1 protein-coding gene (cut by a window edge) is annotated in these 13007 nt (G+C 69.2%); it reads left to right on the plus strand.

The features are described from left to right. Window positions 1-12891, plus strand: the final stretch of a protein-coding gene (locus ACH3VR_RS00910; RefSeq protein WP_396638867.1) for a Calx-beta domain-containing protein. It extends 19179 nt beyond the left edge of the window; only the last 12891 of its 32070 coding nucleotides appear in the window; the start codon falls outside the window, past its left edge; it ends in the stop codon at window positions 12889-12891. Window positions 12892-13007: the final 116 nt, after the last annotated feature.

The following is a 13007-nucleotide window of genomic DNA, read 5'->3' on the forward strand; positions in this document are numbered from 1 at the left end:
ATCGAGAACCCGCTCGGCACGACGCAGATCACGAACGCCTCGGGCGACATCCTCGCCGGTGCGCGCGGCGTCACGGCGCGGCCCGCGGGTGTGGGCGGCGGCATCCGCGGCGAGCTCATCCGCACGAACATCCTCGACATCGACGCACCGCACGGCGACGTCGGCCACCAGAGCCCGACGCACGCCAACCCCGACACCGAGCGCAACCCGATCGCCGTCGAGCTGGTGAAGTACATCCACCCGTCGTCGGAGTTCTGCGGCGGTTCGTACGGCCCGGCGCCTTGCCTGCACGACGTCGTCGTGACGGTGGACGCCGGAAAGGATGCCGTGCTCGACTTCACGGTCTTCCGGCGCACCGACCAGACGCTCACCGACGCCATCACGGTCGTCATCGACCGCATCCGCGCGGGCGACGACGTCGACCTCGTGCTGAACGACAGCAAGGCCGGTGACGACACGTCGTCGCTGAGCCTCGTCGAGGTCGACGTCTACAACCCGGGCACGTCGTACTACGACTACACGTACTACGAGCAGTACAACCCGGTGCTGAGCGACGGCAGCAAGCTGTCGCCGTGCCCCGGCGGCGACTGCGGCTCCGGCTCGGGCAAGTACGAGACGCATTTCCGTCCCGACGTCTCCGACTCGAACCTCGCGCACATCCTCCGCGCGCTCGGCACCGACAACGACGGCGAGATCGACTCGACGTACGACTTCACCGAGGTGCGCGCGGGCGACGACATCGACATCTGCCACGTCACGACGGGCGGCGAAGAGCCCAAGACCTGCTACACGACGGCGATCGACAGCGCCACGCACGTCGTCTCGGCCGACACCACGCCCGACACGACGATCGACATCGTCATCAACACCGACGTCGCGTGGACCGGCGGGTCGGCGGGCGCCCCCGCCGACGACGGCGCGGCCGGCGAGGTGCCGCAGATCTTCATCCGCACGAACGGCGACATCACCGCGACCGAGCTCGTCGGCGACATGCTCGTCGGCCACATCCACTCCACGAACGGCGACGTCATCCTGCACTCGCCGCAGCGAATCCTGGATGCCGACGGCAAGGCCACGATCGACGTGACGGGTGTCAACATCACCATGTACGCCGGCGAGGACGGCGGCATCGGCGGCATCGGCCTGCCGACCGACTTCCTCGAGATCAACACGGCGGTGCTGCGCGGCACCGGCGCCTGGCAGACCGGCGACGGCGTGCTGAAGGCCTACGACACGGCCTCCGACGACGCCCTCACGGCGGGCATCTACCTCGACGAGCTCACCGGCGACATGCCGCTGTGGGAGATCTTCACGGCCGGCAGCACCTCGACCGCGACGGGCAACGTGTCGCTGCGCACGACGGGCGGCAGCATCCTGAACGCGAAGACGAACGCGACCGAGGACAACGTCCGCGGCGACACGGTCGACATGGACGCAAACGGCGGCTCCATCGGCCTGCAGTCCAAGGACGTCATGGTCGACTCGGGTCGCGCGCCCCCGTTCGCGTGTACGTACCTCAACTGCGGCAACAACCCCGCCACCGGGGCATCCGATCCCGCCCTCGCCGCCGCAGGCGACGACGTGGGCCTCGAGGCCACGGGCGGCATCTACTACACCGAGACCGACTCCTCCCTCCGGCTCGTGCTGGCGCACTCTCTCACGGGTGACATCCGCCTCACGGTCCGCGAGACCGCCGACCTCGACGAGGACCTCTACCTCATCGCGAGCGGCTCCGCCCGGTTCGCCGAATCCGTGAACCGCGGCCCCAACAACGACGCCGACGCTCCGCGGTCCATCCCCAACGGCACGATCTTCGCCGAGGTGGGCAGCGTCGAGCTCCGGGTCGGCGACGACGTCACGCTGCACCAGAACAGCCAGATCCTGGCGAACCTGTCGATCGACATCCGCGGCGACTTCTTCCAGTCGATCGGCTCGACGTTCGGGCTCGAGGGATCGCCGCTGAGCGAGTACGGCACGTCGATGATCCTCCGCGGTCGCATCATCGCCGACTGCAACGTCACGACCGGCGGCCCCGGCGACGAGCCGATGGGCATCTGCAACCCGTCGACCGCGAACCCGGTCGGCGGACGCCAGACGAACGTCTGGGGTGGCGCCGAGGTCGACGTCATCCAGCTCGGCGACCCGTCGGGTCTCGACCACTCCCAGCCGGGCACCAAGACGACGTGGGGGAGCGCGGGCTACATCTTCCTCGGGTCGAAGACCACGGTGCACGGCAACGCGACGGCGGCCTCCAACACCGCCGACGGCGAGGACGAGATCACCGTCTGGTACCTGCAGTCGATGAACGTCGTGACGACGCCGACCGGACTGCAGACCGGCACGGGAGCCGGCCACACCCTCAACCTCGACGGCCAGGGCGAGACCGACCACTACGCGATCTACACCAACGGCAGCCACGGCAGCGTCCGCAACTACGTCATCAACGTGCTCGACTCCGGCCCCGCCGATCAGGGCGTCGACGAGCTCGACGTCTACGGCTACGACAGCAACCCGAACCTCGCGGCCGACGCGCCCTTCAACGGGGCGAACGGCGGCGCCGACGACATCTGGCTGCTGCGTGCCCTCACCTGCATCGACAACGAGTCGCCGTTCACGGTCTCCGGCGTGCCGGCCACGTGCGGGACGCCCACCGAGCAGGCCGACCACCCGGCGTTCATCGCCCTGCTCGCCGGCAACAACAACCCCGACGGCGGTGTGGGCCTCTACCGTGACCGCACGCAGAACAACGAGCCCAGCGCCTCGGTGCAGCGCATCAACTACGACCGCGCGCTCAACGGACGCATCACGGTCTACGGCCAGGGCGGAAACGACGCCTTCTACGTCGACGACACGCAAGCGATCATGACCCTCGACGGCGGCGCGGGCAACGACTCGTTCCAGATCGGGCAGATCTTCGGCTCGCAGCGCGACAGCGACGTGCTCCCCGCCGACGGCGGCGCACTCCTGCCGGCCGACACCTTCCCGGCGCTCGTCGCCACGACGCGCGGCTGGCTCAGCCCCGGCACCCACGCCCCGCTGCTCGCGACGGGTGGCACGGGCAACGACCGGTTCGTCGTGTACTCCAACCAGGCCGAGATCCAGCTCAACGGCGACGACGACAACGACCTGTTCATCGTCCGGGCCTTCGCGATCGCAGCCGTGTGCGACACGAACGCCGACAGCCTCGCCGGCTGCGGCCTCGACGACGTCGACTTCCGTCCTGCCGGCGGCGTCTTCCCGACGACTGCCCCGTTCGGCTCGTGCGTCATCGGCACCTACACGACGCGCGCCGGCGTGGTCGTCTCGGGCTACACCCGCTTCGACAACAACGGCGACGGCGTCTGCAACAACGCCGACGCGCACATGACGTTCAACCACGACGCGGGCAGCAACGTCGACCTCGACAACACCAAGTGGCAGGACGACGTCATCCCGCTCGATGGGAACGGCGTCGCGGTGCCCGTCATCGGACTCGGCTTCTCGACGAACCGCCCGCTCGACATCCGCGCCGGTGGCGGCGAAGACGAGGTGCAGTACAACGTCAACGCACCCGTCAACGTCGACGGAGGCACGGGCTTCGACAAGCTCGTCGTGCTCGGCACCGAGTTCGCCGACGACTTCGCCATCACCGACAAGGCCGTCTACGGCGCCGGACTCGCCGTCAAGTACACGACGATCGAGGTGCTCGAGATCGACGGCCTCGAGGGCGACGACCAGTTCTTCGTCCTGTCGACGGCCTACGGCGTCGCCTACCGCGTCATCGGCGGTCTCGGCTCCGACCAGATCTCGGTCGCGGGCGACGTCACCTCCGACATCGTGACGCGGGAGCTCGAGGGCATCTCCGGCGCCGTGGACCACATCGTCCTGTCGGACGACCCGCGCTACAACGGCACGGTCGTCGACGGCATCCCGTACAACCTCGCGACCCCCGACACGGGCGTCGTCGTGATCAAGGAGCAGGGCACCTCCACGAGCGTGCGCGAGGGCTCGACGGCGGGTCCGATCCTGCAGACCGCCTTCTACACGGTTGAGCTGAGCCATGCGCCCACCGCGAACGTCTACGTGACGGTCTCTGCCGCCGGATCGCCTTCCGAAGAGGCGAACAACACGCTGCACAACCCGACCGGGTTCGGCCTGAGCGACGGCATCGGCGACACGATCTGGCTCTGCGTCGCGACCGGTCCCGTGGTCGCGGGCGAGTGCTCGACGATCTCGCAGTTCCAGCGCCACTACATCCGCAACGGCGTCGTCGTCGACGAAGCCGGACGCGCCGTCGTGCTCACCTTCAACGCCGGCAACTGGAACTCGCCGCAGCGCGTCTACGTCCGCGCTGTCGACGACGACCGCTCCGAGGGCGACCGCAACGTCGTCGTGCAGCACTCGGTCATCTCCGCGGACGCCTCGTTCAACGGCGCCGCCGTCCGCCAGGTGAACGTCAAGGTCTACGACAACGACACCCCGGGCGTCTACGTGACGCAGGTCGAGCCGGGCACGAGCACGATCGACGACCGCGGCGTCGTCATCGAGGGCAGCGTCACGACGCAGCGCACCGACGACATCCTCGTCCAGCTCGCGAAGGACCCGTGCCCCGCGGCGAACCCGGGCTGCGGCCTGGTGGTGACCGTCAAGATCTCGATGGATGCCGACTCGCAGCGTCTCCTGCAGATCCTGACGCCGGCGGTAGGCGGGCGCTGGACGCTCGTCCACGACGCCGACGGCGGCACGCACTACGAGCTGACCTTCGACCACTCGAACTGGAACACGCCGGTGCGTCTCACGGTGCAGGCGCGCAACAACCCCGACCCCGGCGACCCCACGACCGCCGTCATCTCGTTCGGCCAGGCAGGCCTCATCACCTCGAGCTACAAGTTCCCCAACCTCCGCTCGGGCGACCAGCGCGCCGACGTGCTCGTCTACGACGACGAGACGGCGCAGGTCGTGACGACCCCGACCGGCACCGACACCGTCGTCGTCAAGTGCGGCAACGCCGCGTGCACGACGCCCGGCCTCACCGACGGCTACACGATCCGCCTGACGACGACCCCGACGGGCGACGTCCACGTGATCATCACGCCCGACGGCCTCGTCGACGTCGTCTCGATCGGCGGAGTCGCCGTCAGCCCGAGCCAGTACGTCAAGATCGGCGGCGACATCCCCTCGCGCGTCTTCCTCGGCAACCTGCTCTTCTCCGGTTCGACGGTCACGCGTGCCAACGGCAGCGACACGGGCAGCTTCCTCGACGACGGTCTCGCCGTCGGCCAGCGCATCCAGTTCGCCGCCTGCACGGGCACGTACACGGTGCAGAGCGTCGCGCTCGACGGCAAGTCGTTCACGGTGTCGACGCCTCTCGTCGGCTGCGGCAGCCCGACGCCCGTCACCGGCACATCGATCAACGTCCTGACGCGCCAGGGCCTGTGGACCGGCACGGGCGCGAGCATCGCGACCGCCACGGGCGACGACCTCCTCAGCCACTACCGCCTCACGCGGCCTGGCGGCGGCTGGCTCGCCGACGGCTTCCTCGAGGGCCAGTGGGTCGAGGTCTGCGACGCCGCCAACCACTGCGTGCGCGCCAAGATCCAGAACATCCGCGGCCTGAACGCGTCGCACGACGAGCAGCTCGAGTTCCGCCCCGTGTCGTACGACGACTTCGCCACCCTCACGGGATCGACGTTCACCGTCACGCGCATCGCGGCGCAGGCGACGTTCACCTCGCTGAACTGGATGACCGACCAGTACGTCGAGCTGCGCGCCGACCTCGGCTACTACCAGCCGATCATCCGCACGGGCGTCAAGACGTTCCCAGCCTCGCAGCATCTGCTGACGCGCCTCCGCGGCCCGCTGGCCGTCGAGGGCGGCGTGACGGGCGCCGACCGGTCGCTCGAGCTCGGCCTCAAGCTCCCCGGCGAGCAGGACAAGCCGCTCTTCGGCATCGCGGCGCAGGCGCCCGAGTCGAAGCAGATCGACATCCTGAACGTCTACGGCGACGGCAGCGTCGCGAACAACTGGGGCGTCATGACCTCGACCTCGATCCGCGGTCTCGGCATGGCGAAGGACCTCGACTTCGGCGCCTCCTACGGCGGCGCGCAGGGCGAGACGTTCGGCGAGCCGCAGATCTTCCCCGGCGGCATCAGCTTCGGCTCCATCTCGTTCGTCGACGGCCAATACCAGCCCGACACGGCCGTCTCGACGATCGAGGTCGTCAACCTCTTCCTCGGCTCGGGCAACGACCGCCTCGACATCCAGGGCACGCTGCAGCCCGACGTGCCGGTCAAGCTCATCGGCACGGTGACGCTGACCGCGGCGGCAGGGCCTTTCGGCTCGACGTACCGGCTCACCCGCTCGACGCCGTTCGACTGGAAGGCGCAGGGCTTCCTGGTCGGCCAGACGATCACGATGACCGGCGGCGCGACGTTCAAGATCGTCGGCTTCGGCGACGACCACCCCGAGGACACCACAGACAACACGATCGTCTATCTCGTGCTCGTCTCCGGCGCGCCCGTGCTCGGATCCGTGCTGCGCACCGTCACGGCGGCCGACGTCGTGGTCAAGGGCGGCGTCGCGGCCGGCAACGCGACCGGCACGATCACGATCACGCCGGTCGGCAACGACGGCGGCACGGTCACCCGCACCACCGGCAGCTGGGCGACCGACGGGTTCATCGTCGGACAGCTCGTCATGATCGACGGGCTCAGCGGCAAGTGGCGGCTCATGGCCGTCTCGGCCGACGGCAAGACACTGACGCTGCAGCGCGGCGACAAGATCGCGGCATCCGTCACGGGCACCCCGTCCGTCTTCGTCCCGGGCCCGCACGGCGGCCTCACGACGGTGCACGGCGGGGGCAACGCGCCCATCCAGACCGTCTTCGAGATGGACCGGGCGCTGCCCACGGCGGCGCAGATCAGCCAGGTCGCCTCGCTCGGGGTCGCGAAGCTCACCCTCACGCGTCGCGACGGGCTCAACTGGGCCTTCAACGGGGTCCTGCCGGGCAGCGGCTACTACGCGGGCGACCCGTATCTGCACGCCTTCCAGCACATCCAGCTCGCGGGCGAGAACTTCACGCGCATGATCCTCGGCTTCGCCGACGCGCCGTGCCCGTACACCGACTCGTTCCCCGGCTGCGGCAAGGGCTCGATCATGATCCTCGGCGGCCCGGACGCCTCCGTCGCCGGTCCCGTCGCGCTCCCGCTCGGATCCAACCTGCTCACCGACGTGCGCGTCGCGCAGCCGGTCAAGATCGAGGTCACGACGCCCGTCTACGTCAAGACGTCGAGCATCGTCCGCATCGACGGCGCCAGCTGGAAGACGGCCGGCTACAAGGTCGGCATGCAGGTGCACGTCAGCGGCTTCGCGGGCTCGTTCACGATCGCCTCGTTCGGAGGCGTCAACAACAGCGAGATGTTCTTCGCGAACACCGCGTGGGCGCCGAGCATGCACCTGAACGCCGCAGGCGTGGCGGTGTGGGATGCCGTGAGCCTGACGCTGACGGCCTGGGACGAGTTCCGCCAGGCGAGCGCCACCATGATCGGCGGCGACATCATCACCGTCTGCAACCGGTCGGTCGGAAGCCTCCTGTTCAAGATCGCCGGTCAGTCCGACGGCCTCGTCGACGACCCGGTCACGTGCGACCAGACGCACACGGCCGGTCCCAACTCGCCGCTCGTCGTCTACGGCGACACGTCGCAGGACGGCATCTGGTACTCGGGTCACCCGGGCGACAACCTGGGCATGGAGTTCGGTCCGAAGCCGTTCGATCCGTTCACCTACCTCGCGGACGGCGACAACGAGGACGACGAGTGGGTCTTCGGTCTCGCGAACCCCTACGACTACAGCGGCAACGACATCATCGACGCCTCCGGCCTGTTCGCCGAGCTGGCGCCGGGAAGCCTGCCCACTGTCGGCATCACGGCCTACGGCGGCCTGGGCGACGACCTCATCATCGGCAGCCAGGCGGGCGATCACCTCGCCGGCGGCTCGGGCGACGACGAGATCCGCGGCGAGCGGGGCGTCGATGCGATCTACGGCGACTCGGGCGTCAACGTCGACATCCTCACGCGCGCGCTCGACATCGCGACGGTCAACCGCAGCCCCCTGCCCTCGGTGACAGGCGCCGGCGTCATCGCGAACGGCACGACGATCATCCCCGTCGCGGGCGGCATCACGGGCATCGTCGACGACCTGCTCGTCGCGGGCTCCGACCTGATCTACGGCGAAGGCGCCCCCGGTCTCGGGCTCGGTGCGTTCACCGTCAACGCCGGTACGGCACCCGACACCGCCTACGACGACGTCATCTTCGGCGACCACGGCGCGATCGACCAGAACGTCGCCGACCCGAACGAGCCCGACACGCGCCTCCAGAAGATCCAGACGACGGCACTCTCGACGATCATCGCGATCCGCAGCGTCAACCTCGACAAGGGCGGCGACGACGTCATCTTCGGCGGCCTCGGACGTGACGTGCTCATCGGCGGGGCGGGCAACGACATGGCCGACGGCGACGAGGCCGACGACATCGTCTTCGGCGACTCGGTGCTGTTCAGCCGCACCCCGGGAGACTGGACCAACGGCCGCTTCCAGGCCCTCTGCGGCACGCTGATGTACAGCCGCAGCGACATGACCCTCGGTGCCGCGAACCTCGCCAACCTGTGCAGCGGACTTCCCTCGGCCTACTCCACGCCGAACGAGAACAACTCCGGCGTTCTGCTCGTCGACGGCGTCGCACAGCCGTTCCGCGACCCCGACGGCGCGCCGTGGTGGGCCGAGTACGACGTCCTGAACCTGTACCACGACCTCGCTTCCGACACCGGCACGAAGTGGGCCGGCACGTGGGGCAACGACTACCTCGCGGGCGGCCAGGCCAATGACCTCGTGTTCGGCCAGCTGGGCGACGACGTCATCCAGGGCGACGGCGACATCGACCGCGCCTACGCGCGCTGGATCGACCAGCACCCGATCATCACGGGCACGAACTCGATCAACACCGCCACGGCGACGTTCCACGTCGGAGCCTCCCGCACGCCCACCGGCTGCGTCGGCGCCGCGGGAGCGATGCTCTGCGACTACACCGGCCTCCTCGTCGTCGTTGCCGCGACCGAGCTGCCCACCGACGGTCAGGACTACCTCGAGGGCAACGCCGGCAACGACGTCATCTTCGGCGGGCTCGGCCAGGACGACATCATCGGCGGCTCGAGCGACTTCTTCAGCCTCATGGGCGTGGACCAGCGCCCTGACGGCCTCGCCAACCCGGCCTACAACTACCGGACAGGCCACGACCGCGGCGCCGACATCATCTTCGGCGGCTCGGGCCAGCGCGCGGGCATCAACGACCAGAGCTTCGGAACCGACGGCTCGGCCACCGTGGGCACGGTGACGGGTCAGACGGCGCTGACCTCCACAGTCACCGCCGACCTCGACGCCCGCGATGCCGACACGATCGTCGGAGACAACGGCCGCATCATCCGCATCGTCGGCATCAACCACGTCGACGGCGGCACAGCGACCCCCGGCACGACAGGCGTCCCGCCGATCGCGAACGCCACCCCGTACGTCACCTTCGTCTATGACGCGTACGGCACGCCCGGCACGCAGCGCCTCGTCGTCCGCGGCGTGACGCTCCTCGACTACACGGTCGGCGGTCCCGACTACCTGCCGCAGAACTTCGGCCTGGGCGGCCCGGGCGCCGACTGCAACGGCTCGCCGACGCAGCCGCTGTGCTCGCTCGTTCTCAACACCGACACGGGCACGTGGCGCAACACGTCGTTCCTCAGCGGCGCCTCCGCGACGCCGTGGCAGACGGGCGGCCGCGACGAGGTGCACGGCGAGACCGGCGACGACACCGTGTACGGCGGCGCCGACCACGACGTCATCTACGGCGACGCGCAGAACGACGACATCATCGGCGGCTGGGGCAACGACTGGATCTCGGGCGGCACCGGCGACGACGGCATCCTCGGCGACGACGGCCGGATCTTCACGAGCCGCAACAGCTCGACGGGTGTGACGGCGGCGGGCGCGGTCTGCACGGGCAACACCAACACGGCCAACTCGGGCAACGCGTGCTACAGCGAGCGCCTGTTCGGCATCCTGGCTCTCCTGCCGACCGATCCCGACACGAAGACCAGCCAGGGCAATGTGCTCAACGAGTTCATCTACACCCCCGGCCAGGTGCAGACGGCGACGATCAACGTGGGCGGCGCCCTGCTGAAGTCGGTCGACCTCACGGTCTACAACCTCGGCCCCGACGTCAACGCCGGTCTCAACAAGGTCGTCAACCAGCCGCTCTACGACGCCAACAACTCCGACGACATCATCTTCGGCGGCCTGGGCAGCGACTGGATCCACGGCGGCGCGGGCGACGACGCGATCAGCGGCTCCGAGGCGATCGGCGCAGGTCAAGCCGGCTACCAGAACGGCGGCTTCGCGCAGCACTTCGACGCGACCGGCACCCCGATCGGACTCGAGTACATCGACTTCGCCCACCCGTGGAACCCCGGCGACGTGCTCCACTTCGGCGCCGACACCAACCCGTGGCACGCGAACCACCACAACGAGACGCGCCTGGGCGAGTTCCTCCTCTACGACGAGTACGACCCGCGTCGCGAGATCCGCTTCGACTCCTCGGGCAACACGTGGGGCTGCACGTCCTACGCGCCCAACGGCAAGGTCTGCACGGGCAGCCCCGCGGCATCCCTCTTCCCGAACCAGTTCTTCCTCAACAACGAAGACCTGACCGGCAACTACGTCATCGCGTGCATCGCGGTCGACAACCAGGGCAACTGCACGGCCCAGACCGTCATCACCGGAACGGGCACGAAGCAGGCCTCCGACGGCAACGACGTGATCTTCGGCGACCTCGGCAACGACTGGCAGGTCGGCGGCACAGGTCAGGACACGATGTGGGGCGGCTGGGGCAACGACCTGTCCAACGCCGACGACGACCTGCACTCGGGATGCATCACGGCGCAGCCCAACGGAACGTGCACGCTCGCCGGCGACACGTGGCTCAACGACGTGCCCGACGGTGTGAACTCGAGCTTCCAAGACCGTGTCTACGGCGGTGCCGGGCTCGACATCCTGATCGGCAACACCGGCGGCGACCGCCTCATCGACTGGGTCGGCGAGTTCAACACCTACCTCGTGCCGTTCGCGCCGTTCGGCATCGCGACCGTCAGCCGGCAGAACGAGCCGCAGCTGCCCGAGTTCCTGTACGCGCTGAGCCGCAGCCAGGGCGTCGACCTGACCCGCTGGAGCGACGAGGGCAGCGACCCGGCCCGCAACGGCGAGCCGTTCGGCGAGCTCGGCCTCATCCGCCAGTCCGACCACGGCTACTGGCAGACCCAGACCGGCGGTCCTACGGACCCGCAGGCCGGCAACATCCCCGGCGGTCGCCGCGACACGCTCCGCGGCGTGGACTTCAACGACGGCACGAACGGCGGGTTCGTCGCCGATTCCGGCGTCTTCGCGGTCTCGCAGGGCATGCTGACCGTCGCCGCCGCCAGCAACACGGGCGATGCCGTCGCCGTCTGGTACGACGACGCGTACCAGACCGTCTACTACGAGCTGTCCGCGAAGATCTCGATGGACAAGCCGACGGGGGGCTGGAAGGCCAACGCGTACGTCATCTTCGACTACTTCGGGCCGATGGACTTCAAGTTCGCCGGCATCGACCAGTCGACGAACAAGCTCGTGATCGGCTACCGCGCGAGCTGGGGCTGGGCGGCCCTCGCGCAGGGAAGCGTCCCGGGCGGCGTGAAGGCGGGCACGTTCTACAACCTCAACGTCATCATCAACGGCCTCGTCGTGACGGTCACCGTCGACGGCAAGAACGCGCTGACGTACACCTTCGCGCCGCGGATGCTCGATGGCGATCAGGTCGCACTCAACCGCGGCATGGTGGGCTTCGGCTCCGATCAGGCGCACGGCCTGTTCGACAACATCGCGCTCACCATCATCGCGCCGGCGATCACGATCGACCGCACCGACTACTTCGAGGGCAGCGGGACGGCCATCACCTCCGATCAGAGCGGCACGTCGGCCCAGACGCGCGCGGGCCGGCTCGACGTGACCGCGGCGAACGGCATCGGGGCGACCCTGGTCGGCTTCGGATCGCCGAACGCGACGCCCGCCGGCGCCGTGCCGCAGTTCGACCCGATGGCCTACGTCGAGCTCGAGGCGACGTTCCGTGCCGTCGGCACGACGGGCTTCGTCTTCGACTGGTACTCGGCGAAGGACCACAAGTTCGTCGCCCTCGACGTCGCCGGGCAACGGATCATCGTCGGGCACGTCTCGGGCAACAGCCGCGTCGTCGACCAGGCGATCGCCCGCACCCTCGTCGCCGGCACCGACTACCTCCTCAACATCGTGCTCAAGGCGACGGTCGTCACGGTGACGCTCAACGGCCAGGTGCTGGCATCCGTCATCTACAACTCGCAGCTCGCCGACGGCAGACAGGGAGTCTTCGGCCTCGGGACGGGCACCGTGGCCTCGGTCGGCGACTACCGGCTGAAGACCGACGAGGCCAAGTACGCCGGCGCGCCCGCGGCCCTGCAGACGGTGTCGATCAACGACGCCACGGTCGCCGAAGGCGCCGCCGGCACGACGAAGACGGTCTCGCTCACCGTGACCCGGTCGTCGTCCGAAGGCTCCCTGACGCTCAGCTACGTGATCGAGGGGGCGCTCGCGGGAGCGTCGGCGACGGCGGGCAGCGACTTCACGGCCCCCGTGGTCATGACCGTCACGTTCGCGCCGGGCCAGACGACCGCGACGATCACCTTCACCATCAAAGGGGATGCGACGGTCGAGCCCAACGAGTCCTTCGTCGTCCGCCTGCAGCCGAACCCGGCCGCGAACCTGCAGCGGTCCGGGGGTGTCGTGACCATCACGAACGACGACTGAGCGCCCGCGCCGCCTTCGCCCGGCCCTGCGGGCTCGTCCGCAGCCCCGCCGGCGCCTCGACGCCCGTTCATCCGCCGCACACGACGCGTCCCCCCTCGCCCTCGCGCTGCGGCGGG

The organism is Microbacterium alkaliflavum, from assembly GCF_044325405.1.
In the GTDB taxonomy this organism is placed as follows: domain Bacteria; phylum Actinomycetota; class Actinomycetes; order Actinomycetales; family Microbacteriaceae; genus Microbacterium; species Microbacterium alkaliflavum.